The sequence below is a fragment of the Methylomonas sp. MED-D genome (genome assembly GCF_050276835.1).
Classification (GTDB): Bacteria; Pseudomonadota; Gammaproteobacteria; order Methylococcales; family Methylomonadaceae; genus Methylomonas; species Methylomonas koyamae_A.
The window spans coordinates 2,358,982-2,385,387 of the sequence record NZ_CP189965.1 but is presented as its reverse complement, the minus strand read 5'-3'; the positions used below and the strand labels follow the sequence as shown (position 1 = coordinate 2,385,387).

General features: G+C 56.4%; 26 protein-coding genes and 1 tRNA gene. 15 read left to right on the top strand and 12 right to left on the bottom strand.

The annotated features are described in order from the left end of the window. Positions 1-24 precede the first annotated feature (24 nt). Entirely contained in the window at positions 25-2,637 is a 2,613-nt protein-coding gene (locus tag ACQE3E_RS10565; RefSeq protein ID WP_313728070.1) for a bifunctional diguanylate cyclase/phosphodiesterase, read from the bottom strand. Positions 2,638-2,977: 340 nt separating this feature from the next. Here ACQE3E_RS10565 and lexA point away from each other — a divergent pair, with 340 nt between their 5' ends. Genes lexA through ACQE3E_RS10545 form a run of 4 tightly spaced genes read left to right on the top strand, consistent with a single transcriptional unit; the run spans position 2,978 to position 8,946 of the window. After that, a complete protein-coding gene (gene lexA, locus ACQE3E_RS10560) occupies positions 2,978-3,586 on the top strand; it encodes a transcriptional repressor LexA (RefSeq protein ID WP_064029881.1) in 609 nt (202 codons plus the stop codon). Beyond that, entirely contained in the window at positions 3,583-4,194 is a 612-nt protein-coding gene (imuA, locus tag ACQE3E_RS10555; protein ID WP_313728071.1) for a translesion DNA synthesis-associated protein ImuA, read from the top strand. Before lexA ends, imuA begins: the two co-directional genes overlap by 4 nt. Further along, positions 4,194-5,675 (top strand): Y-family DNA polymerase, encoded by a 1,482-nt coding sequence (locus ACQE3E_RS10550; RefSeq protein ID WP_313728072.1) that lies wholly within the window; start codon positions 4,194-4,196, stop codon positions 5,673-5,675. The genes imuA and ACQE3E_RS10550 overlap by 1 nt, the downstream gene beginning before the upstream one ends. Beyond that, a complete protein-coding gene (locus tag ACQE3E_RS10545; RefSeq protein WP_313728073.1) occupies positions 5,659-8,946 on the top strand; it encodes an error-prone DNA polymerase in 3,288 nt (1,095 codons plus the stop codon). The genes ACQE3E_RS10550 and ACQE3E_RS10545 overlap by 17 nt, the downstream gene beginning before the upstream one ends. Positions 8,947-9,074: 128 nt before the next feature. Here ACQE3E_RS10545 and ACQE3E_RS10540 read toward each other — a convergent pair whose 3' ends face one another. The 3 genes from ACQE3E_RS10540 to ACQE3E_RS10530 all read right to left on the bottom strand — a co-directional run bounded on the left by ACQE3E_RS10540 (position 9,075) and on the right by ACQE3E_RS10530 (position 11,056). Continuing rightward, positions 9,075-9,359, bottom strand: coding sequence for a hypothetical protein (locus ACQE3E_RS10540; RefSeq protein WP_064029855.1), 285 nt, complete (start codon positions 9,357-9,359; stop codon positions 9,075-9,077). Positions 9,360-9,421: 62 nt separating this feature from the next. Beyond that, the gene (locus ACQE3E_RS10535; RefSeq protein WP_313728074.1) at positions 9,422-10,375 is read right to left on the bottom strand and encodes a YncE family protein; all 954 of its coding nucleotides are present in this window, start codon (positions 10,373-10,375) and stop codon (positions 9,422-9,424) included. An 87-nt stretch (positions 10,376-10,462) separates the two neighbouring features. After that, complete coding sequence (locus ACQE3E_RS10530) at positions 10,463-11,056, bottom strand: SRPBCC family protein (protein ID WP_281023122.1); 594 nt, start codon at positions 11,054-11,056, stop codon at positions 10,463-10,465. A gap of 114 nt (positions 11,057-11,170) precedes the next feature. On the opposite strand from ACQE3E_RS10530, the gene sbcB reads away from it, so the two are divergent. From sbcB to ACQE3E_RS10515, 3 genes are all read left to right on the top strand, one after another. After that, positions 11,171-12,622 (top strand): exodeoxyribonuclease I, encoded by a 1,452-nt coding sequence (sbcB, locus tag ACQE3E_RS10525; protein ID WP_313728075.1) that lies wholly within the window; start codon positions 11,171-11,173, stop codon positions 12,620-12,622. A gap of 83 nt (positions 12,623-12,705) precedes the next feature. Then, entirely contained in the window at positions 12,706-13,887 is a 1,182-nt protein-coding gene (locus ACQE3E_RS10520; RefSeq protein WP_313728076.1) for a pyridoxal phosphate-dependent aminotransferase, read from the top strand. 88 nt (positions 13,888-13,975) lie between these two features. Next, positions 13,976-14,062, top strand: a tRNA-Leu gene (locus tag ACQE3E_RS10515). Positions 14,063-14,208: 146 nt separating this feature from the next. Here ACQE3E_RS10515 and ACQE3E_RS10510 read toward each other — a convergent pair. Further along, a complete protein-coding gene (locus tag ACQE3E_RS10510) occupies positions 14,209-15,471 on the bottom strand; it encodes a type II toxin-antitoxin system HipA family toxin (RefSeq protein ID WP_313728077.1) in 1,263 nt (420 codons plus the stop codon). Next, complete coding sequence (locus ACQE3E_RS10505; protein ID WP_313728078.1) at positions 15,468-15,701, bottom strand: helix-turn-helix transcriptional regulator; 234 nt, start codon at positions 15,699-15,701, stop codon at positions 15,468-15,470. Before ACQE3E_RS10505 ends, ACQE3E_RS10510 begins: the two co-directional genes overlap by 4 nt. A gap of 234 nt (positions 15,702-15,935) precedes the next feature. Between ACQE3E_RS10505 and ACQE3E_RS10500 the strand changes: the two genes are divergently transcribed. Together ACQE3E_RS10500 and ACQE3E_RS10495 are read left to right on the top strand one after the other, a co-directional pair. Beyond that, positions 15,936-16,481 carry a hypothetical protein gene (locus ACQE3E_RS10500; RefSeq protein ID WP_313728079.1) on the top strand — a complete coding sequence of 182 codons (546 nt, stop codon included), beginning with the start codon at positions 15,936-15,938 and terminating at the stop codon, positions 16,479-16,481. Positions 16,482-16,525: 44 nt separating this feature from the next. Then, complete coding sequence (locus ACQE3E_RS10495) at positions 16,526-18,832, top strand: TOTE conflict system archaeo-eukaryotic primase domain-containing protein (protein WP_409521086.1); 2,307 nt, start codon at positions 16,526-16,528, stop codon at positions 18,830-18,832. Between the two features lie 217 nt (positions 18,833-19,049). Here ACQE3E_RS10495 and ACQE3E_RS10490 read toward each other — a convergent pair whose 3' ends face one another. Then, entirely contained in the window at positions 19,050-19,214 is a 165-nt protein-coding gene (locus ACQE3E_RS10490; RefSeq protein ID WP_313728081.1) for a hypothetical protein, read from the bottom strand. A 174-nt stretch (positions 19,215-19,388) separates the two neighbouring features. Between ACQE3E_RS10490 and ACQE3E_RS10485 the strand changes: the two genes are divergently transcribed. The 6 genes from ACQE3E_RS10485 to ACQE3E_RS10460 all read left to right on the top strand — a co-directional run bounded on the left by ACQE3E_RS10485 (position 19,389) and on the right by ACQE3E_RS10460 (position 22,638). Beyond that, positions 19,389-19,655, top strand: coding sequence for an AbrB/MazE/SpoVT family DNA-binding domain-containing protein (locus tag ACQE3E_RS10485; protein ID WP_197471828.1), 267 nt, complete (start codon positions 19,389-19,391; stop codon positions 19,653-19,655). Next, on the top strand, positions 19,652-20,047 hold the full coding sequence (locus ACQE3E_RS10480) for a type II toxin-antitoxin system VapC family toxin (RefSeq protein WP_427501609.1): 396 nt from the start codon (positions 19,652-19,654) through the stop codon (positions 20,045-20,047). The genes ACQE3E_RS10485 and ACQE3E_RS10480 overlap by 4 nt, the downstream gene beginning before the upstream one ends. A 242-nt stretch (positions 20,048-20,289) precedes the next feature. Next, positions 20,290-20,727: a hypothetical protein gene (locus tag ACQE3E_RS10475; protein ID WP_427501608.1), complete on the top strand. Its 438-nt coding sequence runs from the start codon at positions 20,290-20,292 to the stop codon at positions 20,725-20,727. A gap of 47 nt (positions 20,728-20,774) precedes the next feature. Then, on the top strand, positions 20,775-21,665 hold the full coding sequence (locus tag ACQE3E_RS10470) for a DUF4747 family protein (RefSeq protein WP_427501607.1): 891 nt from the start codon (positions 20,775-20,777) through the stop codon (positions 21,663-21,665). Positions 21,666-21,717: 52 nt separating this feature from the next. Then, positions 21,718-22,248 (top strand): hypothetical protein, encoded by a 531-nt coding sequence (locus ACQE3E_RS10465; RefSeq protein ID WP_071160651.1) that lies wholly within the window; start codon positions 21,718-21,720, stop codon positions 22,246-22,248. A 105-nt stretch (positions 22,249-22,353) separates the two neighbouring features. Next, positions 22,354-22,638: a hypothetical protein gene (locus ACQE3E_RS10460; protein WP_427501606.1), complete on the top strand. Its 285-nt coding sequence runs from the start codon at positions 22,354-22,356 to the stop codon at positions 22,636-22,638. Between the two features lie 27 nt (positions 22,639-22,665). On the opposite strand, the gene ACQE3E_RS10455 is transcribed toward ACQE3E_RS10460, so the two are convergent. The 5 genes from ACQE3E_RS10455 to ACQE3E_RS10435 all read right to left on the bottom strand — a co-directional run bounded on the left by ACQE3E_RS10455 (position 22,666) and on the right by ACQE3E_RS10435 (position 26,364). Continuing rightward, positions 22,666-23,049 carry a type II toxin-antitoxin system VapC family toxin gene (locus ACQE3E_RS10455; RefSeq protein ID WP_427501605.1) on the bottom strand — a complete coding sequence of 128 codons (384 nt, stop codon included), beginning with the start codon at positions 23,047-23,049 and terminating at the stop codon, positions 22,666-22,668. Further along, complete coding sequence (locus ACQE3E_RS10450) at positions 23,046-23,255, bottom strand: type II toxin-antitoxin system VapB family antitoxin (protein WP_427501604.1); 210 nt, start codon at positions 23,253-23,255, stop codon at positions 23,046-23,048. The genes ACQE3E_RS10455 and ACQE3E_RS10450 overlap by 4 nt, the downstream gene beginning before the upstream one ends. Positions 23,256-23,356: 101 nt before the next feature. Further along, positions 23,357-23,887, bottom strand: coding sequence for an REP-associated tyrosine transposase (locus ACQE3E_RS10445; protein WP_313728089.1), 531 nt, complete (start codon positions 23,885-23,887; stop codon positions 23,357-23,359). A gap of 13 nt (positions 23,888-23,900) precedes the next feature. Beyond that, positions 23,901-24,131 (bottom strand): hypothetical protein, encoded by a 231-nt coding sequence (locus ACQE3E_RS10440; RefSeq protein WP_313728090.1) that lies wholly within the window; start codon positions 24,129-24,131, stop codon positions 23,901-23,903. Between the two features lie 418 nt (positions 24,132-24,549). After that, complete coding sequence (locus ACQE3E_RS10435; RefSeq protein ID WP_427501603.1) at positions 24,550-26,364, bottom strand: ABC transporter ATP-binding protein; 1,815 nt, start codon at positions 26,362-26,364, stop codon at positions 24,550-24,552. Positions 26,365-26,406 lie beyond the last annotated feature (42 nt).

Below are 26,406 nucleotides of genomic sequence, written 5' to 3'. Positions count from 1 at the left end.
CGAGCCAGGGCCGTTAACGCGCCCTCATGGCTCGCGATCACATTCTCCGGTAGCGGTTTGCTCTAGCCATTCGGTGCCTGCCGCATCCGCGAAGTTGCTCGGTTCGCCCGGCGCTTTTTCGAATATCGCCGTCAGACCGTCGGCCGGCATCGGCTTGGCGAAGTGGTAACCTTGACCGAAATCGCAGCCGATTTTTTGCAACAACGCCAGCTGCTCGCCGGTTTCTATGCCTTCCGCGACCACCAGTATCCCCAATTTATGCGCCATCGCAACGATGGCCTCGCAAACCGCCATGTCGCTGGCATTCACGGGCAAAGTTCGGACGAAGGCTTGATCGATCTTGATATAGTCGATGTCGAATTTCTTCAAATAGGTCAAGGACGAGTAGCCGGTACCGAAATCGTCCAAGGCCACCTGAATGCCGGCGGCATGAAACGCTTGCAGCTGTTCGCGCACGATATCGTTGGCGTCGAGCAAAAGGCTTTCGGTGATTTCGACGACCATCGCCGCGCCGCTAATGCCCATCCGCGCTAAATCTTCCGGCCAGCGCTTGTAATCGTAACGGGCACTGAGAAACTGAACCGGCGATTTGTTGATGCTGACTTGAAACTCGGGATGGTAAAGTCTTCGCCAGATCGCCGCTTGTTGCAGCACGGTGTCGAACACCCATTCGCCAATGTCCACAATCAAGCCGGTTTCCTCGGCCAGCGGGATGAATTCGGCCGGGCTCACCATCCCCAACGCCGGATGACGCCAGCGCAACAAGGCTTCCGCCTTGACGATTTTTAGCGTCGCCATATCGACGATAGGTTGGTAGTAAACCTCGAATTGGTCTTTGCGCAAGGCCGCGTGCAATTCGCTCAATAAGCGCAAGCGTACTTGGGCGCGTTGCTGCAATTCGCTGGTGAAATAACTGAAACGGTCCCGGCCGCACTTTTTGGCTTCGTAAAGCGCCTGATCGGCATTTTTCAACAACTCGTCGCTTTTCCTGGCATCGTCCGGATAAAACGCGATCCCGATACTGGCCGACAAATAGACGGTGTCGTCGCCCAAACGAAACGGTTCGGCCAGACCGCGTAACACGATCCGGGCAATCGCCTCGACCTCCGGTTTTTCCTTCATACCGCCAATGATCACGGTAAATTCGTCGCCACCGATGCGGGACAGCGTCAACGCCTCGGGCAAGGCTTGCCGCAGGCGCCGCGCGGCTTCCCGCAACAAAATATCGCCCATGAAATGGCCCAGCGTGTCGTTGACGTCCTTAAACCGGTCCAAATCGATAAACAACAAGGCCATCCGCAAACCCGATTTGGCGGCCGCCGCCGACTCTTGCGCCAATTTGCTCAAAAACAGACTGCGGTTAGGCAATTCGGTCAACGGGTCCAAATGGGCTTGTTTCCAGATCACGTCGAGCGCCCGGACCCGTTCGGTGATGTCGGACAATATGACGACCTGATGCCCGGCCAGATCCGCGCTCAATGCCACCAAATTGACTAACACGATTTTTTTAGCGCCGTTTTTGCAGACGACGTCCAGTTCCATCGACGGAAACCCGTGACCGCCACTCAGAACCAACTGGGCGCGTTCTTCCCAATCGCTCCGGACCATCCGCCGGTATTCGGCATCCGGAAACGCCTTCCGCCACCAATCTTCCCATTCCAGCAACTCAGTTCGGCTGTAACCGAAGGTTTCGACGAAAGCCGGGTTCAAGTAAGCAATATGGTTCCGACCGTCGTATAACAAATATGCAATCGGCGATGCATCGATGATGGCGTGGAACTTGGCTTCGCTGGCCGCCAGGGCTTGCTTGGATTGATAAAGACGGTGGTAGGGAATTTCGACGCAATTCATGAAAACCGCGCGATAAATCATGCCGTAGGCAACGGTTTTATAGAGGTGGCCGAATAAGTTGAAGATGTCGGTCACGTCGGCATACAGCGTGAAGAAAATTTCGCTGAGCGCCATCACCACGGCCGCGCCGGCCAAGCCCTGCACGTCGTAACTCTGCGGATATAGGCCGCGCCGGTACAAACCCAAGGCCAGCGCCAGATAAACCGCTATCAAACCGTATTCGCTGATCCGCTTGAACCCGGTCAGGCCGACGCCAGGCACGAAGGTTTCCGGTACCCAATCGGCGTGGAACAGCACCACCCAAGCTGCCCCGGCCACCGCGGCGAGCACGCCGGCCAACATCCACCAACGCCCGTTGGTTCGTTGTAAGTCCCAATTCGGTAAAACGGTGACCGAGCATAAGGCCAGCGCGGCCAAGCCGCGCGCCGCCAGCCAAAAATCGATCGCCTTTTGCGGATCGCTCGGCGTCACAAAATCGGGCATGCCCTGATACGACAAGGTATGCAGCACGTCCAACAGCGCGACACCGGCAAAACAACACGCCAGCAACATCAAATTGCCGGAGCGCTCGCGCTGGTAAACGCTCCAGCCGACCGCGAACACCAGCGCCGACACGACGATGGCTAAGGTTTCCAACAGCGTATGCAGCGGCGCGTAATTGGCGATTCCCTTCCAGCCATCCGGCAACGGCGCCAACGCGACGACGATTTGCAAAGCCAATAAAATCGCCAAATAGCGCAGCATCAACAGGGTACGGCTTTTTGGGCTTCTATTCGGACAAAACATGCAATAAAACGGTTGGAGAAATAAATGGGCGCGATTTGCCGGTTTACATAAGCTTAGCCTTTAGCGTCGATTTCCCCAACCACTCTATGCTTTTAAAGTCGCCGGCCCGACATGGGTGCCTCGGGCCGGCAGTCGCCGCTCAACTGGACAACGCCGGCGTAAACGCCCGGAAATCCGCATCTACCGAAACGTTTTCCCGCCGCGACTCGGCTCTCGGCTCTCGGCTCTCGGCTCGAGCATACCGGCCAATCCCGATCGCCCCCTAACCCGATTTGCCGACTTGAATCCGTTCATAAAAAACCACTATACTGCTTATAAAAGCAGTGTATATAAAAACAGCATGAAACCATTAACCGACCGCCAGCAAACCATCCTCGACTTCATCGAGCGCCGCCTCGGCGAGGACGGCTTTCCGCCGACCATCGCCGAGATCGCCGCCGCGTTCGGCGTGCGCTCGACCAATAGCATCCGCGGCCACTTACAGGCCCTGGCGCGCAAGGGCGCGATCGAACTGGTGCCGTCGGCGTCGCGCGGCATTCGTTTGTTAAAACCTGCCGCCGAAGCCGGCCTGCCGCTGGTGGGCAGAGTCGCCGCCGGTAAACCGATACTGGCCGAGGAGCATATCGAAGACTATTGCCGGCTCGGCCCGGAGCTGTTTCGCGACCGCGCCGACTACCTGTTGCGGGTGCATGGCATGAGCATGCGCGACGCCGGCATCCTCGACGGCGACCTGCTGGCGGTGCGGCGGACGCCGACTGCCGACAACGGCCAAATCGTCGTCGCCCGCATCGGCGACGAAGCCACCGTCAAACGCCTGCGCCTGGACGGCAATAAAGCCTTTTTGGAGCCGGCCAACCCCGACTTCGCGGTACTGACCGTCGATCTGGAACGCGACACGCTGAGCATCGAAGGCGTGGTCGTCGGCGTGATCCGCCGCGACTTGCCATGAAGCCGGTACTGGAACAACTACTGCGCGGCCAAGACCAAATCTGGCGCGGCCTGCAAACCGACTTGGCCAACGGCATCGCCACCGGTTTTGCCGAATTGGACGCGCTGCTGCCCGGCGGCGGCTGGCCGAGCGGCGCGTTAATGCATTGGCAGCTACCCCAGGTCGGCGTCGGCGAATTGCCGTTGCTGCTGCCGGCGATGGCGGCCTTGAGCCGGCAAGGCCAGCGTATCGTCTGGTTGGCGCCGCCCTACCAAGCTTACGCACCGGGCTTGCAGCAGGCCGGCGTCGAGCTCGGGCAATTGCTGGTCGTCACCTGCCCCGAAGCCGCCGATCTGCCGTGGGCCTTGGAAGTCCTACTCCGTAGCGGCGGCTGCGGCATGGCCTTGGCCTGGCCCAAACGGCCGCTGGCCGCGCACCAAACCCGCCGCTTACAATTAGCCGCCGAGGCCGGTAACGCGCTGGCGGTGCTGTTCGCGGTCGGTCACGCCGCGCAAGCCCGCCACGCCGCATTGCAACTGGCCTTGCGGCGCGAAAGCGGCGGCTTGCGACTGCGGATAACCAAGGCGCGCGGCAGTCTGCGCCAACTGGATTTGCTGTTGGCAATCTGATGGCCGCCACCGCCCGCGCCCTAGCGCCCAGATATTTACCGCCCCGGCACAGCGAAGTCGCGCCCGCCGCCCATCGACCCAAACTCTGGGTGTGCGCCTATTTCCCCGATCTGGCCTTGACTGCCGCCGGTCTGGATTCAAGACTAGCTTGCGCGCTGCAGGAAACCGTCAAGGGCCGGCCCTCGCTGTACGCGGTTTCGCAAGCGGCCCGGCTAGCCGGCGTCGAACCCAGCATGACGCCCGCCGCCGCGCTGGCGCTCTGCCCCGGTTTGCAGATACAAAACCGCGACCCGCAATTGGAGCACATCGCGCTAGACCTTCTGGCCGACGCCGGGTTGGACTTTAGCCCGTGGATCAGCCGCGACCTGCCGCAAGCCTTGCTGCTGGAAGTGTCGAGCTGTTTGCGTTTGTTCGGCGGCGCCGAATCACTAAGCGAACAACTGCGCCAAACCCTGGCCGGCACCGGCCATCGCGCGCAACTGGCCTTGGCGCCGTCGCCGGCCGCCGCCGAAGTGCTAGCGCGTTTGGGACTGGAAAGCCTGGTGACGCAAGCGGCCGGCCTGCGCTCCCTGCTCGGCCCGTTGCCGCTGGCGGCGGCGGGATTCGATGACAAACTGTTGCAACGTCTGGCGCGGACCGGCGTGCAAACCCTGGCCGATGTCTGGCGCTTGCCGCGCGATGGCTTGGCTCGGCGTTACGGCCCCGAACTGCTCGGCCGACTCGACGCACTGGCCGGCCGCGATTCGCGGGTGTTGCGGCAATTCCACCGCCCGCCGCGTTTTGCCGCCGGCCGCGAACTGCCGACCGAACTGGACAAACTCGATCACTTCTTCCCGGCGGTCGAACAACTGCTCGAGCAACTGGCCGAGTTTCTGCGCCGGCGCGACGCCGCCGTCCAGGCCGTCGAACTGCGCTTGCAGCATTACCGGCGTCCGGCCACGCCGGTCGAATTAAGCTTGCGCCACGCCAGCCGCGACCCGCTGCATTGCGCCCGCTTGCTGTGGGAAAAACTGGAACGCACGCCGCTGCCGGCGCCGGTATTGGCGGTCAAATTGTTCAGCGAAGCCGTCGTGCCGTTCCAGCCGCGCTGCTTTAGTTTGTTCGACGACGAAATCCGCGAACAGGACTGGCAAAGCGCGCTGGAGCAATTGCAAAGCCGGCTCGGCCATCAAGCCTTGCAATATCCGCGAGCCGCCGCCGAACATCGGCCGGAACGCGCCGGCCTGCTTGGCCTAGAACCGGCAGCCGAGCAAGCCGAACTGCCGCCGCGCCCGCTGTGGCTATTGAGCAGCCCCAAGCCGCTAAATCCGGCCGAGCTACATTTCGCGCCGGACCGCGAACGCCTCGCATCGGGCTGGTGGGACGGCGCTCCAGTGCAACGCGATTACCGCATCGCCCACGACCGCGCCGGCCGCAAATTATGGGTGTTTCAAGACTTGAAGCCGAACGGCGGTTGGTATTGTCATGGCCTGTTCGGCTGATGCACCGGGCTTTGCCGAGCTGCATTGTTTGTCCAATTTCAGTTTTTTGCGCGGCGCCTCGCACCCGGAAGAATTGGTCGCCGAAGCCGCCCGCCTGGGTTACCGGGCGCTGGCCTTGACCGACGAATGTTCGCTGGCCGGCATCGTCCGCGCGCATCTGGCGGCCAAAAAGCACGGCATCGATTTGATCGTCGGCAGCGAATTGCGGCTGGACGACGGCTTGAAACTGCTGCTATTAGCAACCGACCGCATCGCTTACGGCAACTTGTCGCATCTGATCAGCGTCGCCCGCCGTCAAGCCGACAAAGGCAGCTACCGGCTGAGCCGCAGCGATTTTCAGCAACACTTTCCGGCCCGCTGTCTGGCGATCTGGCTGCCGGACTTGGCAAACCCGCAATCCGCCGACGGCCGCTGGCTGCAAAGTCTGTTCGGCACCGATCTATGGCTAGGCTCCGGGCTATTTTTGTCCGGTCGCGACCGGGAATGGATCGCCGCCGCCGAAAATTTGGCCGGCGGTTTGGATATTCCCATCGTCGCCTGCAACGACGTCCACATGCACCGCCGTTCCCGGCAACGCTTGCAGGATACCTTGACCGCGATCCGCCTTAGCCGGCCATTGACCGAGCTGGGCTATGCCTTGTTTGCTAACGGCGAGCGCCATCTCAGGCCCTGGCAACGGCTGGCCGAGATTTATCCGCACGCCTGGCTGGACGAAACCGTCAAACTCGCCGCCCGCTGCCGCTTCTCGCTGGACGAACTGCGCTACGAATACCCGCGCGAACTGGTGCCGGACGACCACACGCCGGCCTCGTGGCTCAGGCATTTGACCGAAGCCGGCTTGCAACAACGTTGGCCGCACGGCGAGCCGGCCAAGGTCAGGCAACAAGTCGAGCACGAGTTGGCCTTGATTGCCGATCTGACCTACGAGCCCTACTTTTTGACCGTCCACGACATTGTCGCCTTTGCCAAAAGCCAAAACATTCTTTGCCAAGGTCGCGGCTCGGCGGCGAATTCGGCAGTTTGCTATTGCCTGGGGATTACCGAAGTCGATCCCGGCCGGATGAATCTGCTGTTCGAACGTTTTCTATCGCGGGAACGCAACGAGCCGCCGGACATCGACGTCGATTTCGAGCACGAGCGCCGCGAGGAAGTCATTCAATATATCTACCGCAAATACGGCCGCCACCGTGCCGCGCTGGCCGCGACGGTGATTACCTATCGCAGCCGCAGCGCGGTGCGCGACGTCGGCAAGGCGCTGGGTTTGAACGCCGGCCAACTGGACCGGCTGGCCGGCAACGTCGATCGCTGGGACGGCTATAAGCTGATGCCGGAAGCCTTGCGCGATTGCGGTTTCGATCCCGCCAGCCCGGTGATCCTCCAGTTGAGCGCCTTGGTCGAGCAAATCCGTGGTTTTCCAAGGCATTTGTCGCAGCATGTCGGCGGCTTCGTGATCGCCCGCGACGAGCTGACCCGGCTGGTGCCGGTCGAAAATGCGGCGATGGCCGAGCGGACCGTGATTCAGTGGGAAAAAGACGATCTGGAAGCGATGGGCTTGCTGAAAGTGGACGTGCTGGCCTTGGGCATGCTCAGCGCGATCCGCAAGACTTTGCATTATTTGGCGAAATATTGCCCGCCGCCAAACCCGCATCCTCGTTCGCCAATCGAATTTAGCCACCTCAAGGAAGAAACCGAAAACCGCGCCTGGACCCTGGCCGACATTCCGGCCGAGGACCCGGCGGTGTACGCAATGCTGCAGCGCGCCGACAGCATCGGCGTGTTCCAGGTCGAATCGCGAGCGCAGATGAGCATGCTGCCGCGCCTGAAACCCACCAATTACTATGACTTGGTCATCGAAATCGCCATCGTCCGCCCCGGCCCGATCCAGGGCGAAATGGTCCATCCCTATCTGGCGCGGCGCAACGGCCAAGAAGCCATCGACTATCCCAGCCCGGAAATCAAGCAAGTGCTGGAGCGCACGCTGGGCATCCCGATTTTTCAGGAACAGGTCATGCAAATCGCGATGGTCGCCGCCGGCTTTACCCCCGGCGAGGCCGACGAATTGCGGCGAGCGATGGCAGCCTGGAAGCGCAAGGGCGGCCTGGAGCCTTTCGAGCAGAAATTGCTGGCCGGCATGCGCGAACGCGGCTACCGCGACGACTTCGCCCAGCGCATCTTTCAACAAATCAAAGGCTTCGGCGATTACGGCTTTCCGGAATCGCATTCGGCCAGCTTCGCGTTGCTGGCCTACGTGTCGGCCTGGTTGAAGTGCCATCATCCGGCGGCATTTTGCTGCGCCTTGCTGAACAGCCAGCCGATGGGCTTTTACGCGCCGGCGCAACTGGTACAGGACGCCCGCCGCCACGGCGTCGAGGTGCGGGCTGTCGATGTGCGGCATAGCGCTTGGGATTGCGCACTGGAACACGACCGCCGGCCGTTAAATACCGTTCGCCCTGAGCTTGTCGAAGGACGAAGCACATCAGGTTTCGACAAGCCTGTTATGAACACAACCAAAGAGCGCATCTCGAACGGCATACCAATAAACGATAAAGCCGGACTAATAAATCCGCCGGCGTTAAGACTGGGCTTCAATCAAGTCAAGGGCTTGTCGGCCGCCGCCGCTACGCGGATAGCCACGGCCCGCGCGGAACGCGTTTTCGACAACGTAGCCGATCTGGCCGAACGCGCCAAGCTGGATAAACGCGACCTGGAAGCCCTGGCCGCCGCCGACGCGTTGAAAGCGCTGGCCGGCAATCGTCATCAAGCCTTCTGGGCGGCCGGCGGCATCGAGGCGCCCTTGCCGGTGTTCGGCGTGCCGCGCATCATCGAAGCCACGCCCTTGCTAAAAACCCCGCAGCCGGTACAGGACACGATTGCCGATTACGCCAGCGTCGGCCTGACCTTGCGCGAGCATCCACTGGCATTGCTGAGACAACAGCTAGGCGCGAAAGGGGTCATCACCGCGCAAAGCCTATGGCAGCGCCGCAACGGCAGCATCGCCCAGGTCGCCGGTCTGGTGATTTGCCGGCAGCGGCCGATGACCGCCGCCGGCGTGACCTTCGTAACCCTGGAAGACGAAACCGGCCAAGTCAACTTGATCGTCTGGCCGAAAACCGCGCTGGCTCAGCGCAAACCCTTATTAAAGGCGCGCTTGCTGGGCGTAGCCGGCATCGTCCAGCAACAGGACGGTGTGCTGCATTTGATCGCCGGCAAATTGGAAGATTGGAGCGACTGGATCAGCGAACTGGCGGCCAAATCGAGGGATTTTCACTAAACCTTTGCCGAAAGGCGGACGGCGCGGCGCCGGGCGACGAAGAGGCGTGTTAAAAACACGGAGCACCGCCGGCGAGAAGTCGCCGGCGTCATTTCCGCCAAACCGATTCAGTCCGGCGGCAAAACCGCTTACGGTTTCAGCCAGCCTTGCAAGGCTTCGATCAATTCCAAGGCCTGCTTTTCGCTGGAAATATTGAATTTGGATTTTTGCTGATACTCGCCGTTGCGCTTTTGATAGCGGCGGATGCTGAAGCGGTCGGCGCTGTATTGATTCTTGGCCGGCTCCCAATCCTGATAGCGGTAGAGCACCGTCGCCCAAGCGCCTTTGCTCAATATTTTTTTATCCAGTTCCTTCACGGTTTCGACGCCGCCGTCTTCGTAACGGATGGTCAAATCTTCAACGTTTTCAGCCATAGCCTTCTCAAAAATGGTGTAAGCGGCGCGCAGTCTAGCACAGCGGCCGCGAAATACGACGCTTAGCGGCTGAAGAACTCGCCGAAGGCCCGGCTACCCTCGCCTGTGCTAATGGTATTGACCACTTTGAGCGTCTTGGCGTCGATGACCGATACGTTGTTATCGAACCAATTGGCGACGTAGACCTGACTGTCGTTGGGATGGGTGCAGATGCCCTCGGGCTTGTCGCCGACCGGGATCACCGCGACCGGCTTCAAGGTCGCGGTGTCGATCGCGGTGACCGTGCCGTCGTCCTGGTTGGTCACGAACAGCAGGCTATCGTTCAAGGCCAGCGCCACCGCGTAAGGCCGGGAGCCAACCTTGATCGTCGCCAAGCGTTTTAAACTGTGGGAGTCCAACACGCTAACGTCGTCGCTCTCGACATTGGCCGAATACAAGCGCTTGCCCTTGCCGTCCACCGCGATGCCGAACGGATGCTCGCCAACCTTGGTGGTATTGCGGATCGTCAATTTGGCCAGATCGATTTGAGAAATCGAATCGTCGATCCGATTGGCCACGTACAGCCAACGGTTATCGGGACTGACCGTCATGCCCGACGGCGATTTGCCGACCGTGATAGTCTTAATTTTCGCGAAGGTCTTGGCGTCGAAAACCGCGACCGAGTTCTCGTACCAATCGGCCACGAACACCAGCTCGCCCTTGCGGTCGGCCGCGATGCCCAGCGAGGCGCCGCCGACCTTGACGACTTTGAGCACCTTGAGCCGCTCGCTATCCAACACCGCGAAACCGCCGCCTTCCGGCGTGCTGATGTAAATCTGCTTCAATACCGAATTCACCGCGACGCCGGCCGGCTTGCCTTCCACCTTGACGGTTTCGACGACGCTCTGCTTGTCGGTATCGATCACCGACACCGAATTGTCGAGTTGATTGGTGATGAACGCGGCCGGCGCGGCCCGGACATTCCAGGCACTCAGCATTAACGTCGCGATCAATACGGGCTTGCGGAAATGAGTCATGATGACGAGAAAGCAACAAGTGGACCGAGCGAAACCCGGCCGAGGCGATAGAGACGCTAGCGCGCGTCTCTATCCTGAGAGCATGGTTTAGCGTTTCATCTCGATTTCGACCTTGCCAGCGTGGCCGGTCAATTTGCGCGAAACGTTTTCCAGACCGGTGGTCAATACTTCGGTAACGGCTTTGTCGGCCGCTTCTTCGTTCAACTCGGCCGGCGGATTGTTGTTGACGTAGGCGCGGTAGTAAGTCGCCACCCACTCGATTTCGGCCTTGCCGCCTTTATCGGCCACCGACAATTCGGCGGCGTAGTTGCCGACCGGCAGCACCGGCAGCGGCTCGTCTTGGCCGGCGTGTTTAATGGTGCCGGTCGAACTCATGTCGATGATTTTATATTTGTAGGCCATTTTGGCGTCTTCGTAGGATTTCAACTCTTCCTTAATGGTACCGCCGCTTTGCAGATGCAAGGTACGCACCGAACCTTTGGTGTTGTCGCCGCCTTCGACGCTCTTAATCGATGGATGCCAGGACATGTCGTTGTAATTCTTGATTAAGTCCCAAACCTTGGCGGCCGGCGCATCGATGGTCAGGGTCGCGGTCAGTTTAGCTCTGACCGGGCCGTGCGCGTTGGCCAAGCCGGTAAACAACATCAGAGCCGCTGAAACGAGTAGCGAGGTTTTTTTCATAAACGGTTTCCTATGGTGGTCGCGTAAAAATAAGGCGGCGATTATAAGATAAAATCCGCCGACTAGTCGTCGCAAACGCAAGTTTGCGGAATTTTTCCCGTCACCCGAGCCACCATGACCGCACCCAGCTTTTTCTGGCACGATTACGAAACCTTCGGCGCCGATCCGCGCCGCGACTGGCCGTGCCAGTTCGCCGGACTGCGCACCGACTACGACTTTAATATCGTCGGCGAACCGCTGATGGTCTATTGCCGACCGCCGGACGACTACCTGCCCCACCCGGAAGCTTGCTTGATCACCGGCATTACCCCGCAAGTGGCCCGCCAGCGCGGCGTATGCGAAGCCGAGTTCGCCGCGCGCATCCATGCCCAACTCGCCCAACCCGGCACTTGCGCGCTGGGTTACAACACCTTGCGTTTCGACGACGAAGTCACCCGCAATCTGCTGTACCGCAATTTTTACGACCCCTACGCCCGCGAATGGCAAAACGGCAACTCGCGCTGGGACTTGATCGACATCGCCCGCGCCGCCCGCGCATTGCGCCCGGACGGCATTCACTGGCCCGACAACGCCGACGGCCTTCCCAGCTTTCGTTTGGAAGAACTGACCCGCGCCAACGGCATCGGCCACGCCGACGCCCACGACGCGCTGGCCGACGTCCACGCCACGATCGCGGTCGCCAAGCTGATTAAGCAACACCAACCCAAGCTTTTCAACTACTTGTTCGAGCACCGCCTAAAAAGCCAAGCGCTCGGCTTGTTGAAACTCGGCAGTTTCACGCCGCTGGTGCATATTTCCGCCCGCTACCCGGCTCGCAACCACTGTCTGGCGGTGGTCGTCGCGCTGGCCCAGCACCCGGTCAACGCCAACGAAATCATCGTTTACGATCTGTCCGCCGATCCCGGACCCTTGCTCGATCTTTCGGCCGAACAAATCCGCGAGCGCCTATTTGTTGCCAACGACGACTTACCGGAGGGCGTCACCCGCATCCCGTTGAAAACCGTGCACGTCAACAAAGCGCCGGTGCTGGCGCCGCTGTCGGTGATCCGGCCGGCCGACGCCGAGCGACTTCAACTGGATTTGGGCCGTTGCCAGATACATCTGCAACAACTGCAAGCCGCGCCGCCGTTGGCCGACAAATTGGGCGCGGTGTTTCGCCGCGACTACGCCGACGCTCCAGACGATCCGGACTTGATGATCTACAGCGGCGGCTTCTTCAGTGCCGGCGACAAAGCCGCGATGAATCGAATCCGCCAATTGCCGCCGGCCGAACTGGCCGACTTCGATCCGGGCTTCGACGATGCCCGCTTGCCGGAAATGCTGTTTCGCTACCGGGCTCGCAATTATCCGGAAACCCTGACCGCCGAAGAGCGCGGGCTTTGGTCGGCGCATTGCCGGCGGCGCCTGCTGGAACCGGCGCCCGACCGGCCCAGCGCGCTGGAAAGTTTTAAAGCCAGCATCGCCGCGCTGTCGCCCGATACCGACAAGCAAGATCCGGCGATACTGGCGCAACTGCTGGCGTATGCCGACGAACTGGCCGCAAAATTGGCAAACCCTAAAAAATAATCGGTTTTAGCGCGCCAAACCAAGCGTAACCGGCAAATTACCGTATAATGCCGGCCATTTGAGTAAATTTCGACCGAGGAAGCATGAGCATCACATTGTCCGACCGCGTTAAAGCAGTCAAACCGTCCCCTACCCTGGCCATCACCGCCAGAGCCGCCGCCATGCGCGCCGCCGGTAAAGACATCATCGGCCTGGGCGCCGGCGAACCGGACTTCGACACGCCGGAACACATTAAAACCGCCGGCATCAATGCGATCAACTCGGGCTTCACCAAATACACCGCCGTGGACGGCACCGCCGGCCTGAAGAAAGCCATCATCGCCAAATTCAAGCGCGACAACGGTCTGGATTACGAGCCCAAGCAAATCCTGGTGTCCTGCGGCGGCAAGCAAAGTTTTTACAATCTGGCTCAAGCGTTGCTGAACCCCGGCGACGAAGTCATCATCCCCGCGCCTTACTGGGTATCCTATCCGGACATGGTGCTGTTGGCGGACGGCGTGCCGGTCATCGTCGAAGCCGGCCAATCGCAAGGTTTCAAGATCACGCCTGCCCAGTTGCGCGCCGCGATCACCGCCAAAACCCGTCTGCTGGTGATCAACAGCCCGTCCAACCCGACCGGCGCCGCCTATAGCTTGGATGAACTGAAAGCGCTGGGCGACGTGTTAGTCGATTTCCCGGACGTGTTAATCGCCACCGACGACATGTACGAACACATCCTGTGGAACAAGGGCGAATTCGTCAACATTCTGAACGCCCACCCCGGCTTCTACGACCGCACCATCGTGCTGAACGGCGTCTCCAAAGCCTATTCAATGACCGGCTGGCGGATCGGCTACTGCGCCGGCCCGGCCAACTTGATCGATGCAATGTGCATCATTCAATCTCAAAGCACATCCAACCCGACCTCGATCTCGCAAGTCGCCGCCGAAGCCGCGCTGAACGGCGATCAAGGCTGCATCGACGCGATGATGGTCGAGTTCAAGAAGCGCCACGACTTCGTCGTCGCCGAGTTGAACACGATAGACGGCATCGAATGCCTGGCGACCGACGGTACTTTTTACGTCTTCCCCAATGTGGACAAGCTGATCGCCCGCCTGGACGGCATCAACGACGACCTGGAATTCGCCGAATACCTGATCGAAAAAGCCGGCGTCGCGCTGGTGCCCGGCTCGGCCTTCGGCTGCCCAGGCCACATCCGCATCTCGATCGCCACCAGCATGGCCAATCTGGAAAACGCTTTGGCCCGCATCAAGCAAGCGGTCTGAGCACGCCGCGCCGGACGGCCAACTTTACGTTGACAATTCGGCGCTTTGCTTTAGAATTCGCCGGCTACTGTCTCCGCGACAGCACCGGGCCTCGGTGGCGAAATAGGTAGACGCACGAGACTTAAAATCTCGCGACCGAAAGGTCGTACCGGTTCGATTCCGGTCTGAGGCACCATTTATGCATCCAACAGGGTGCAACCCAATTCAAAAACCCGCAAGTTTACTGGCTTAGCGGGTTTTTTATTGTCCGGCGCCATCCAACGAAAACGAGTCCAGCACACACTTAGAAGCGATGCCAAAATCAACGCCAGCCGATTGGCTTTAGGTCTTATCATTCAACCGCCTGACCGTCAGCGCCGCGCGTTGCTCTATCAGCTGTACGATTTGTTCAACCGCCGGATTTCCGACAAAGTCATGATCCGCCGATGCTTGCAAAGTGCGCGCGACAAGCGGTAGCCGTTGGCACAAGCCGAGGATACGTTTTCGGGTTTGCGCTACCGATAAGCCCGCCGCTTGGGCAAAGCGATCCCAATGTCGGGCTTGCACTTCGCTGAATTTGTATTTGCCACCCAACTGCATCGCCATCTTGGGCGTCAGGCTGGGATAAACGGCGGTTGACAATACGTCGTAGAGCGGCGCCAGAACGGCGCACTTGTCGGCATACAAGATAGAAAAGTTCTTGGCATGGGCGTCGTGGTTGCCGATCAAAGCATTGAAAATGACCGCATCCAGCAGACGCAACACCTGCGGCGCACTCGGTCGGGTCACGCGGCGGACTAAGTCAAAGCACTGATCCAACCCCGGCCCACCCTCGTTCTGGTATTTCAATTCGGGCACTATGCCAAGTGCCTGGCAGAAATCTTCCTGATGCAGTCTCACGCGTCGGCCATTTGCAGCCAGTGTTCTGTCGTAACGCTCAACCAACAGAAATTGGCGCTCGCCAATGCTGCCAATTTGCGACTGTGCGGTATCAAGTTGCATTGCTCTGGCCAAGGTCATGCAAAAAGCTTCGTTGATCACACTGTCTTTCACGGCAGCGATGGTCGGTTTGAGAATGTGGGTACTGGGCGCGCCATTGCGGGGCAAGCCTATTCGTTGACCATCAAACACCACCGGCAACTTATCCTGTGCGCCCGCCAAGGACAGGCGCAAGCCATCGCGACCAGCCAGCATCGGCCGCTGCGGCAATTCATCCAACAAGGTAACTACGTCAGAGTCGGATAACCAGTCTATCTCGTTCGCTGGTTCAGATACAGTGGGTAATCGGTCTGGCGGCAAAAGCGAAACGGCGCCGGCGCATTCACCGCCAATATGATCGAGCAAGGCAAAGTCGTTCTGCTTCGAGACCTGAAACTGGCGTGCGATCAGTTGGCGTAATTTGCCTTCCGGTAACAATCCCGCAAAGAAAGGTCGCGTCTGTTCGTCGTTGAACGGCTCAACTTGCAACGGCAGCGAACAGGAGAGCGGGATCGCATCGGCTTGTTGCAACCAGTCGGCGCTATAGCTAAATTGCAGACTACCCTCAACTAGCGCCAAATCCCCCACCCGGCGTTCGAATAAATAGACGGCAAGCAAATGGCTCATGGTGCTTCGGTGATGTCCGGCAGTCCGTCGAGCATGATCTGACCACCCAATGCCTCGATCACTCGCATCACCGTTTCCAGACGTACAGTCGGCTTGCCGGCTTCAAGGTCGACGATAAAGCGAACGCCAACGCCTGCCGCCAATGCCAGTTCGGACTGCGTTAATCCGAGCTGTTTGCGGGCAGAGCGTAGCGCTTGGCCAAGTTGTTGGGTCGATTGGATGTTGATCATAGTGTTCTTCCCGTTCGGGAAATTATTAGGCGAAAACAATTAATATTCAAGTTTAATTTCCCGTACGGGAAAATTAATTTAGAATTTACGAGAGACAAGCATCGAAGTTCCCGTTCGGGAAAAATAGCCCCTTTCTGTGTCAAGTCTATCTGACTTTGATGGTTAGCGCTGAATGCTGATGATATAACTTAGGGTAATTGCAAAAACGAACCAAGTGAAAACAACCGACAGCAAATGACTAGCAAACAGAAAAAATCCAAAGCAACCTGGAGCGACGTTAAATCCAAATTGGCTGACGTCGATCGTGTTGGCCTGATCGGTCTGATACAAGATCTATACGCAGCCAATAAAGATAATCAAACGTTTCTACATGCCCGATTCGGGTTGGGCGAGGATATTCTTAAACCCTATAAGGACACGATTTCCCGCTGGATTTGTCCGGATGTCATGCGTAATCAACCTATTTCAGTGGCCAAAGCGAAGAAAGCGATTACTGATTACAAAAAAGCAGTCGGTCAACCTGAAGGACTGGCCGAACTGTCAATTTTCTATTGCGAAGAAGTATTTGTTTTCTTGGGTTACTGCGGCATGGACGATGAAGGGTATTTCGACGCTCTGGTGCGACTATTTGAGCAGGCACTGAAGTACGTCATGGCGCTACCTGAAATCAACCGCGCACCGTTAATCGACCGACTCGAGCGAGTCGCGCAGCAAGGCCATAACTGGGGTGTTGGCGACTACATGGAAAGTTTGTTATCCGAGTATGGGATTGATGGCTGATCAAATTACGTCGGAATGGCTCCGAGCTGAAAATGCCCGGCTGATTGCTTTACTCGAAGCGCATAACATCGAGTGGCGAGGTACCGCCAGAACCTCCACCCAATACTGTCTCAATTGAACCGGAATTATCAGCTCTTTCAACGATCGAAAAAGTTGCGTTATTTCGTCGATTGTTTCGCGGCAGGTCCGACGTATATCCCGTTCGCTGGGAAAGCAAATCCACCGGCAAATCTGGCTACTCGCCAGCTTGCGCGAATGAATGGCGGCCCGGTGTCTGTCACAAGCCTCGTATCAAATGCTCAGATTGTGGCGTTCGGCAACTGAGTGCCTTGTCCGATGCTGTCATTTATAGCCATCTTTCCGGCGAGCACACCATTGGTGTTTATCCGTTGCTGGCTGACGACAGTTGTTATTTTCTGGCAGTCGATTTCGACGAGGCCGATTGGAAGGAAGATGCACGGGCATTTGTCCAGTCATGCTCTGAACTAGGGGTACCGGCAGCACTGGAAATATCGCGTTCCGGCAATGGTGCTCATGCTTGGATTTTCTTCGCGAGCAAGGTTTCCGCGCGTGATGCCAGACGACTTGGCACTGCCATCATCAGCCATACCTGCTCTCGGACTCGGCAACTGAAGCTGACTTCCTACGATCGCCTATTTCCTAATCAAGACACCATGCCCAAAGGTGGTTTTGGCAATTTGATCGCATTGCCCTTGCAGAAAAAACCACGGGAGAATGGGTTTAGCGTGTTTGTCGATAAGCACTTACAGCCCTATCCCGACCAGTGGGGCTTTTTAGCCAGTATTCTGCCGATGGCTACCGTGGATATTGAGCCAACTATTTTGCGGGCCACGGGCAATGCACATCCATTGGATGTCACTTTTATCGATGAGGAAGATCACAAAGAACCTTGGAAGCGGTCTGATAGCAAAAATGCCAAACTTGCCGGGCCGTTGCCTGATTCACTGTCTATTACTCTGGCTAACCTGATCTATTTTGAGAAATCCGAGCTGCCACAACCTTTGGCAAATCGACTGATACGTCTCGCGGCCTTTCAGAATCCTGAGTTTTATAAAGCACAGGCTATGCGCTTCCCGGTTTGGGATAAGCCACGTGTCATTGGGTGTGCCGAAAACTATCCGAACCATATTGCATTACCGCGCGGCTGCCTGGATGGCGCCTTTAATTTATTGAAGGAAAATGGTATTCGCTATGATTTAAAGGATGAACGCTTTGATGGACAAGCAATCGACATTGCATTCGCCGGTACTCTGCGATCGGATCAAGAACTGGCAGTCAGTGAAATGTTGCAACACCACGCGGGTGTGCTCTGTGCGCCTACCGCATTTGGTAAGACGGTGACTGCGGCCGCGATTATCGCTCGGCGAGGCATCAATACCCTGATTCTGGTCCATCGAACCGAACTGCTCAAACAATGGCAGGAAAGATTGCAATCCTTCCTGGGCGTAGGCAAAGGTGTGGTTGGAACCATTGGCGGCGGTAAAGCCAAACCCACCGGCAAGATTGATATTGCGGTGATGCAATCCTTGTCACGTCAAGGTGAAGTGAATCCATTGGTAGAAAATTATGGCCATGTGATCGTCGACGAGTGTCACCACATCGGCGCCATTTCATTTGATGCCATATTGAAACGGGTTAAAGCCAAATATGTGCTGGGGTTGACTGCCACTCCAGTGCGCCGAGATGGGCAACAACCGATAATTTTCATGCAGTGTGGACCAATTCGGTACACAGCCGCCAAGCCAGATAACGCTCCAAGCGATCTGGAAGTTATTCCACAGATGATGTACAAGACAATCGATCTGCCTCAGGAATCCGCTATTCAAGATGTATTTCGTCACATTGCCAGTGATGTGGACCGAACGGCGGCGATTGCCCGCGAGGTCATTGCGGCTTTTGATCATGGGCGAAAAGTGCTGGTCCTGACTGAGCGCACCGAACATCTGGATGCTATTTTGTCAGCGCTGGACAACAATTTACCGCCACCTTTTGTTCTTCATGGTCGAATGTCGAAAAAGCAACGCTCAATTTTGATAACAGAGCTCGAAGGGCTGCCGCCGGATGCTCCGAGGGTTTTATTAGCCACGGGTAAATTGGTGGGTGAAGGTTTTGATCACCCACCACTGGATACCTTGGTTCTGGCCATGCCGATCTCATGGAAAGGAACTCTGCAACAATACGCCGGACGCTTACACCGAGAACACGCCACCAAAACCGATGTTCGGATTATCGATTTTGTCGACACAGGCCACCCGGCTCTACTGCGTATGTGGGACAAACGTCAACGCGGATATCGGGCAATGGGCTACCGAATGGCTGCCCCAAGCTGATCAACAAGCATTCGAATTCGATTGGTCATTTGAGAATTGAACCCGTAGCATTTTCGAAAGTTGATAAAAAGTTTACTACTTTGATGGAGACGGTAAAACCGAGGCAAAGAGCAAAACCTAAAATCGTGTACTCGATCGTGTACTTCCGATTTTTATCAAATAATTTACGTTTTATTTCATATGATTAGCTATATTTCTAGTCCGGTCTGAGCACCATTTATGCGTCCAAACGGATGTAACCCAATCCAAAAACCCGCAAGTTTACTGGCTTCGCGGGTTTTTTATTTTCCAACGCCATCCAACGAAAACGGAAAATTAGCCAAGTACACACTGCGGCCAGGAAGGCTTGGAACGGATCTGAAAAATTGTGCAGATTATTCATTGAGATGTTTTCCCTAGATCATTATCGGGGTGTCGATGTAGAAATCCGTTTCCATCAAGCAACATGGAGCCGCAAAATCCAGCCATAGGTGACGACACCACCCCAAACTTGTCACCAAGGCGTCGCCAGCGGATAATCCGGCTTACTTTTTGTCTTACTCGAAGGAGTATGCCAGTGTCTACCGCCACGATTACCCTATCCAGCAAGGGCCAGGTTGTCATCCCCAAGGAAATTCGCGACGAACTGCATTGGGAAGCCGGCACGGAACTAACCCTGGTTTCCAATGCGTCCGGCGTTACGCTGAAAGCGGCGCCGAAGAAAACCGGCCGTAATTTGGCCGACTTGATTGGTATGCTCAAACATGACGGGCCGCCGCTATCTACCGAAGCCTTATGCCAGCCGGTAGACCTCAACGAAGAAGACAGTTCGGATGCCTCATGATCGCCTTTGACACCAACCTGCTGGTACGGGCGCTGGTGGACGATCATCCGGAACAGGTCGCCGTGGTTCGGCAACTGATTGCCAGCGACAGTATTTTTATCTCGCGCACTGTTCTGCTGGAAACCGAATGGGTGCTGCGCGCCCGCTACAAGAAAACCCGCGACCAACTCAGCGCATTTTTCTCGGCATTGCTGGAAGTAGACAACACGGTGGTCGAGGATGCCGAAGCCGTCAGTCATGCGCTGGAATGGTACGCACAAGGCGCCGATTTTGCCGATGCCCTGCATCTGGCGGCTTGCGGTAAAGCGGTGATGCATACCTTCGACCGCGATTTTTGCAAGTCCGCGCGCGACGCCGATATCACGCCGGAAGTGCGGGTTTTACCGATTTGAAGCGCTGACATACGTCCGACGGCAATACCCTTTCAATAAACCGGGCAGATACGACTCGTCAGTCCAATAAGAACATCACCAAAACAACATGGCCCAATACGGGGCAATGCCCGTTAGTTATTGCGGCTTATGGCCTTGCCTGGAACACACAGCATCCCCGCACTGCACATCGTTAAGGTTCTCCGCCATACTTCTCCGACCTTGGTCTACAATTCGCCCGGTCTAACGAAACGACTTGCGCGATGAACGACGAAAAACAGCTTTCCACCACCCAACTCGCCAAATTGCGCGGCATCGCCCAGGAACAGATATTTGGGCAACTGACGGCTTTGGGATTGATCGAAAAAAAAGACGACAAATGGCAACTGACCAACGCCGGAAGTGCCGCCGGTGGCGTCTATCTTAACGGCAAGTACGGCCAATACGTCGCCTGGCCTGAAGATTTGGCCATCGAAGCGCCGCCAGCCAAACCCGACGCACCGAAACTGTTGACCGCCACCGTGCTGGGGCAACAGTTCGATCTTACCGCCAACAAAATAAACTACATCCTGTCCGAATTGGGCTGGATCAAAAAAGGCCTGAAAGGCTGGCTGGTCACCGAACAAGGATTGGCGATGGGCGCCGAGCAAGGCGAAGACAGCCGCTCCGGCATCCCCTACGTGCTGATAAGTATTTATTAAATTCTAGGATCATTTACTTCTAAATCATAACAACTTTAAGGAAAAACATGCCAAGAGAAGCCAGCATAGAATTAAGCGTTTTGAATATTGCCTTGCATGATCCACATCATTCCGAAAGGTATGCGTCACTATTTAATGAAATTTACAGAAAAAAAGTAAAAGCGCATGCTCACGGGGATCGATCAGCCATACTCGGCAGACTTTATCAGTTACCGGAAAGCGATGAAGTATGTTACTACGGAGAAGTATTTAAATTTATCGAGTTAGATACCAATGAGCCTTGGTTGAACTTAAATAGCAATAAAGAAGCTGAAAAAAATGATTTGGATGAAATAATTATTCCTGAACACTTAAAACCTCACTTAAAACGATTTCCATTTATTTTCTTTCCACACGACCATCGCTTATATATATCTATCAGAACCGATGAGTCATCGATTGGCGTTAACGTTGCAAAAAAAATATTTGAAAATTTTTTTTGCAATATAGACATTGAGCTCGAATATGGAGTTGTAGAGGTTACGATAGAACCAGACCGTAACAAAGTTGAAGAAATATTTAAATTACACCGGCTGGACAAGCTAGATATTGAGTTGGTAAGGCCAAATCCAGACGATCATGAAGAAGATGAAAAGAGATTGTTAGAGAGACTAAGGACGCAAAATGCAAAAAAGATGCATGTATCTTTAGTTGCAACCAAGCACTCCACTATTGAACCAGACAACGAAACGAAAATACTGGTTAACGTCGCTGCATCCAACGGATATGTTGAGGCTAAAGGCCGAGATGTTCACGAAAAGCCCGTAATTTTGGCCACAAAAGAGTCTCCCTTAAAAATAAGGGTACCATACAGTAAAGAAACTCAAACTGCTTACAGCGCTTTGAAGGATAAAGCCGAAGAATTGCATAGCGATAAATTTTGGAAAAGAAAATATTGAGAACTTATCTCTATGTTAGAATGAAAAACATACAATTCACTTTTGTATAATCATGTATTCTGGCACGTTTAATATTTTTAAGCGGTATTGGGCTTCATATGGCGGCTTTTCATTGCTAATAAAGTCGCCCTATTTACATCTTGCTCTATTGCTGCTGATCTTAACCAATCATTTTTGGATAAATGAAAAATGGTGGGAGCAAAGCATATCTGTGCTTCCAAACCTGCTTGGCTTCTCCCTTGGTGGATTTGCGATGTTTTTAGGTTTTGGCGATGAAAAATTTAGAGCTGTCCTTGCTGAAAAAGATGAGGATGGGAATGTGACGCCATATATGAGCTTATGCGCTTCATTTGTCCATTTCATTATTGTTCAGTTTATTGCGTTGTTGTCCGCTATCGTAGCGAAGTCTTTTGACTTCCATGCCGATCTTCCGCCGTATTTTTTTTGGATCATTTGTTTTGGCAATGGTGTTGGCTACTTAACGTTTCTGTATTCGATAACAGCCATGCTAGCAGCAACCATGGCTGTGTTCAGAACCTGTTCTTGGTATGAATTTCATCAAGAAAATAAATCTGATAAATAATTTGAAACATCGATCTCCATCAACCCCGCCGAGCCTTGATAGTTGGCGGCACTGGAATAACGCCAATGCTGCGGTAAGTTGACATAACCGCTTGACCGGGTTGGCGTGGATGTAGTCCAGCTTCTGCCGCATCATTGCTTCGTTCAAAATCATTTCGGCATGTACGCCCTCTTGCCAGAACTGGTATTCGCGATCCCGTTTATGTACGGCTTTGGCAAAATGCAGGCGTTGCAGCAGGCGCTCGGCTTGTTGTTGCTGGAGGTGGTCGATGATCCGGCGGGCGGTATAAGCTTTGAAGCCGGCAACGCATTTATCGAGTTCCGGGGCTTGGGCGATAAAGTGCAGATGGTTTTCCAAAACCACGTAGCCGTAGCTCGTGGCGTGCGGTGAGGTAACGAACCGCACGGAACATGTAAATCAATTCGTAGTCGGCGAAGCCTGATAAGCCACACCAAACCGCTCGGCAAGTTTCGCCAACCGCTTGTCCAACGTCCACAGCTTGGCGCCGGGCGTGATCAAAACCGAGGCTAGCAACTGCAAATCGATTAGCCCGCAACTCAAGCCATATAGCGCTTCACGTTCGATAAAGTCTTCCACTTCCTGCAAACCAGCTTGATTGCAATACCTTAGCTGACGCAGGTTGTTCAGGGTTTGGGTTCTCGGCGCGGGCGGCGTACCGCAAGCCAATTCGGCAACGATCAGCGGGTGAATCAACGCCGAATCGGAAACAAGCAAACGCACCAGGTCTTCGTTGCGATTTTTGAAATGATCAACCCAAACCGAGGTATCGACCAATATCATGCAGACGGTTCGGTTTGGCCGCGTTCTCGGGGAATATCGGCCATCTCCGGTAGGCTCCCGCCCAAGGCGGCCAAGCGTTTGGCGGCCTGAATCCGCACGAAGGTTTTCATCGCTTCCCGGAAGATTTCGGCCTTGTCCATGTCCGGATCGGCCATTTCCAGGGCTTTTTGATACAAGGTGTCGTCAATGGTTACGGTGGTTCTCATGGTGTTTTCTCGACATCAATTCTGATGATGTACTGTATCAAATATTTTTAATCGTTCCCACGCTCCGCGTGGGAACGCAGCTTCGGACGCTCCAGCGTCCATCACCAAACGTCTATCTCCATCACCCCCGCCAAGCCTTCATAGTTGGCGGCACTGGAATAACGCCAATGCTGCGGTACGTTGACATAACCGCGCTTGACCGGGTTAGCGTGGATGTAGTCCAGCTTCTGCCGCATCATCGCTTCGTTCAAAATCATTTCGGCATGTACGCCCTCTTGCCAGAACTGGTATTCGCGATCCCGTTTATGTGCGACTTTGGCAAAATGCAGGCGTTGCAGCAGGCGCTCGGCTTGTTGTTGCTGGAGGTGGTCGATGATCCGGCGGGCGGTATAAGCTTTGAAGCTGGCAACGCATTTGTCGAGTTCTGGGGCTTGGGCGATAAAGTGCAGATGGTTTTCCAAAATCACGTAGCCGTAGAGTTTTAAACCTGTTTGTTGGCGTTGGTATTGCCAACTGTCGAGGACGATTTGCACGGTTTCCGGGCGGGTAAACACGGCCAGCCATTCCACGACGGTGCAAGTCATGAAATGGGGTTTGTCGGCTTCGGTGATAAGATAACGGCTTCTTCCCACGCTTTACCTTGATTCATAAAGACGTCCGAGCGTCCGGGGCTGCATTCCCACGCGGAGCGTGGGAACGATGATAAACCACGTAACCGTAGAGTTTTAAATCTGTGTGTTGGCGTCGGTATTGCCAACTGTCGAGGACGATTTGCACGGTTTCCGGGCGGGTAAACACGGCCAGCCATTCCACGACGGTGCAAGTCATGAAATGGGGTTTGTCGGCTTCGGTGATGAGATAACGGCTTCTTCCCATGCTTTACCTTGATTCATAAAAACGCCCGAGCGTCCGGGGCTGCATTCCCACGCGGAGCGTGGGAACGATGAAAATTCAGCCGTTGGCGCCAACGGCTCACCGGAACGCGCCAACCATCCGGCCGTTGGCGCCAACCGTCGAAAATCACACGCGGTGGACCAAAAAGTTGGCGCCGTCGGGCCGATTTTCCGCGCCCATCAAGCGAGACATTTTTTCAATTGATGGGGCAGGAAGAATTCCACGTGGGCACAAAGACCGTGCCTACCCTACAGGGCTACCGTCTTCGACGATGCGGCCTTGGTCGGACACCAAGACTTGTTGGCACGCTTTTTTGTGCCCACGCGGGGTTAACGTTACTTCGCTGAACTGGTGAGCAGAACAGCATTGCCTACCCTTCTGGACTTTGTATTTGAATCAACTAAACCACGTCCTCCGGCAAAAACCCGCCGGCTTGCATCGTCCACAAGCGGTGGTAAAAGCCTTGCCGGTCCAGCAATTCCTGATGGCTGCCGTCTTCGACGATGCGGCCTTGGTCGAACACCAGGATGCGGTCCAGATGGGCGATCGTGGAAAGACGGTGGGCGATGGCGATGACGGTTTTCTGGCCCATCACCCGCTCCAGGTTTTCCTGGATGGTTTTTTCGGTGACCGAGTCCAGGCTGGAGGTGGCTTCGTCCAGGATCAGAATCGGCGCGTCCTTGAGCATGACGCGGGCGATGGCGATGCGTTGACGCTGGCCGCCGGAGAGTTTGACGCCGCGCTCGCCGACCAACGATTCGTAGCCTTCCGGCATCGCGTCGATGAAGCCATCGGCGTGGGCCAGGCGGGCGGCGGCGGCGATGGCTGCGCTGTCGGCGCCCGGCTGGCCGTAGCCGATATTCTCGCGCAGGCTGCGGTGGAACAGGCTGGGGTCTTGCGGGATCAAGCTGACCTGGCTGTGCAAGGAGGCCTGGGTCACCGCGCCTATGTCCTGGCCGTCGATCAGGATTTGGCCGGATTGCGGCTCGAAGTTGCGCAAAATCAGGTTGACGAACGTCGATTTACCGGAGCCGGAGAAGCCGACCAGCCCAACCCGCTGACCGGGTTCTATCGTGACGTTAAGCCGATCGAACACGCGGCGCTCGGGCTCGTACCCGAAACAGACCTGGCGAAACTCGATCCGTCCCTGGCTGACTTGCAAGGCTTGCGCGTCCGGCGCATCGACGATTTCGTGGCTTTGCACAATGGTCTCGACGCCGTTGGCGACGTTGCCGACGTATTCGAAGAACTCCAGAAAGCGCCGGCTCAGGTTGCGGGCGTCGTTGATGATCAGCAAGGCCAAACCGGTCGCCATCGCGAAGTCGCCGACGCCGATCGCGCCGTCCCGCCACAACTGCAAGGCATAGGCGATCGTGCCGATCTTCAGGATCGCGGCGGCGGTGAATTGAAACCAGCGCACCCGCTCCATGTACCAGAAGGTGCGGCGGGCGGTTTTCAATTCGGTATCCAGATAGCCGTCCAGGTATTCGCGCTCGGCGCCGAGGCGGGCGAACAACTTGGCGTTGAGGATATTGGTCACGGCATCGACGATCTTGCCGTTGACCAGGCTGCGGGTGGCCGCGTAGTTTTGCGCGTAAGGCTGGCAACGGGTCGCCAGCCAATAGGAAATCAGCACGTACACGCCGACCCAGCCGGCGACGTAGCCGCCCAAGCCTTGATGGGCGTTGAGCAACAGGCCGATCGATACCGCGAAGGTCACGCCGATCGGCCAGAAATCGCAGATGACGGACCAAGTGGTGTGATTGACGCTGATCGCGGTTTCGCTGATCCGGTGCGCCAGGCCGCCGGCGAAGTGGTTGGCGAAGTAGCGCGGCGCGTGGCATTGCAGATAGGCGAACAACATCCGGGTGGTGTTCTGGCGCAAACGCGGACCGATCAGAATCAGCACCGCGCCGCTGGCCCGGCTGGAAACGATTTCGCCGACATTCAGCGCCGCCAGTAGAATCAAGGGGTCGCGGAACACCGCCCACCAATCGCCGCCCGGTGGCGCGGCGGCCACCGCATCCATCAAGGCCTTCACCGCGTAAGGCACCAGGATACCGCCGGCGGCTTGGCCGGTTTCCAGGATCAACATCAGCAACAGTAACCAACGATACGGCCGCAGACAAAACAATACGAAACGAAACAAGCCGGTGGGCAGCGCGGGCGCGTCGGCGGAACGTCGCAAGTCCGACGGAGACTGGGATTTGAGCATGACGGAAACGGGGAACGAAGCAAGGGCCATTATAACGAATCG

What these genes read in the sequence shown, in the direction of transcription:
- ACQE3E_RS10565 (WP_313728070.1), bottom strand. Translation starts at nt 2,637, where the DNA reads ATGTTTTGTCCGAATAGAAGCCCAAAAAGCCGTACCCTGTTGATGCTG.
- lexA (WP_064029881.1), top strand. Translation starts at nt 2,978, where the DNA reads ATGAAACCATTAACCGACCGCCAGCAAACCATCCTCGACTTCATCGAG.
- imuA (WP_313728071.1), top strand. Translation starts at nt 3,583, where the DNA reads ATGAAGCCGGTACTGGAACAACTACTGCGCGGCCAAGACCAAATCTGG.
- ACQE3E_RS10550 (WP_313728072.1), top strand. Translation starts at nt 4,194, where the DNA reads ATGGCCGCCACCGCCCGCGCCCTAGCGCCCAGATATTTACCGCCCCGG.
- ACQE3E_RS10545 (WP_313728073.1), top strand. Translation starts at nt 5,659, where the DNA reads ATGGCCTGTTCGGCTGATGCACCGGGCTTTGCCGAGCTGCATTGTTTG.
- ACQE3E_RS10540 (WP_064029855.1), bottom strand. Translation starts at nt 9,359, where the DNA reads ATGGCTGAAAACGTTGAAGATTTGACCATCCGTTACGAAGACGGCGGC.
- ACQE3E_RS10535 (WP_313728074.1), bottom strand. Translation starts at nt 10,375, where the DNA reads ATGACTCATTTCCGCAAGCCCGTATTGATCGCGACGTTAATGCTGAGT.
- ACQE3E_RS10530 (WP_281023122.1), bottom strand. Translation starts at nt 11,056, where the DNA reads ATGAAAAAAACCTCGCTACTCGTTTCAGCGGCTCTGATGTTGTTTACC.
- sbcB (WP_313728075.1), top strand. Translation starts at nt 11,171, where the DNA reads ATGACCGCACCCAGCTTTTTCTGGCACGATTACGAAACCTTCGGCGCC.
- ACQE3E_RS10520 (WP_313728076.1), top strand. Translation starts at nt 12,706, where the DNA reads ATGAGCATCACATTGTCCGACCGCGTTAAAGCAGTCAAACCGTCCCCT.
- ACQE3E_RS10510 (WP_313728077.1), bottom strand. Translation starts at nt 15,471, where the DNA reads ATGAGCCATTTGCTTGCCGTCTATTTATTCGAACGCCGGGTGGGGGAT.
- ACQE3E_RS10505 (WP_313728078.1), bottom strand. Translation starts at nt 15,701, where the DNA reads ATGATCAACATCCAATCGACCCAACAACTTGGCCAAGCGCTACGCTCT.
- ACQE3E_RS10500 (WP_313728079.1), top strand. Translation starts at nt 15,936, where the DNA reads ATGACTAGCAAACAGAAAAAATCCAAAGCAACCTGGAGCGACGTTAAA.
- ACQE3E_RS10490 (WP_313728081.1), bottom strand. Translation starts at nt 19,214, where the DNA reads ATGAATAATCTGCACAATTTTTCAGATCCGTTCCAAGCCTTCCTGGCC.
- ACQE3E_RS10480 (WP_427501609.1), top strand. Translation starts at nt 19,652, where the DNA reads ATGATCGCCTTTGACACCAACCTGCTGGTACGGGCGCTGGTGGACGAT.
- ACQE3E_RS10475 (WP_427501608.1), top strand. Translation starts at nt 20,290, where the DNA reads ATGAACGACGAAAAACAGCTTTCCACCACCCAACTCGCCAAATTGCGC.
- ACQE3E_RS10470 (WP_427501607.1), top strand. Translation starts at nt 20,775, where the DNA reads ATGCCAAGAGAAGCCAGCATAGAATTAAGCGTTTTGAATATTGCCTTG.
- ACQE3E_RS10465 (WP_071160651.1), top strand. Translation starts at nt 21,718, where the DNA reads ATGTATTCTGGCACGTTTAATATTTTTAAGCGGTATTGGGCTTCATAT.
- ACQE3E_RS10455 (WP_427501605.1), bottom strand. Translation starts at nt 23,049, where the DNA reads ATGATATTGGTCGATACCTCGGTTTGGGTTGATCATTTCAAAAATCGC.
- ACQE3E_RS10450 (WP_427501604.1), bottom strand. Translation starts at nt 23,255, where the DNA reads ATGAGAACCACCGTAACCATTGACGACACCTTGTATCAAAAAGCCCTG.
- ACQE3E_RS10440 (WP_313728090.1), bottom strand. Translation starts at nt 24,131, where the DNA reads ATGGGAAGAAGCCGTTATCTCATCACCGAAGCCGACAAACCCCATTTC.
- ACQE3E_RS10435 (WP_427501603.1), bottom strand. Translation starts at nt 26,364, where the DNA reads ATGCTCAAATCCCAGTCTCCGTCGGACTTGCGACGTTCCGCCGACGCG.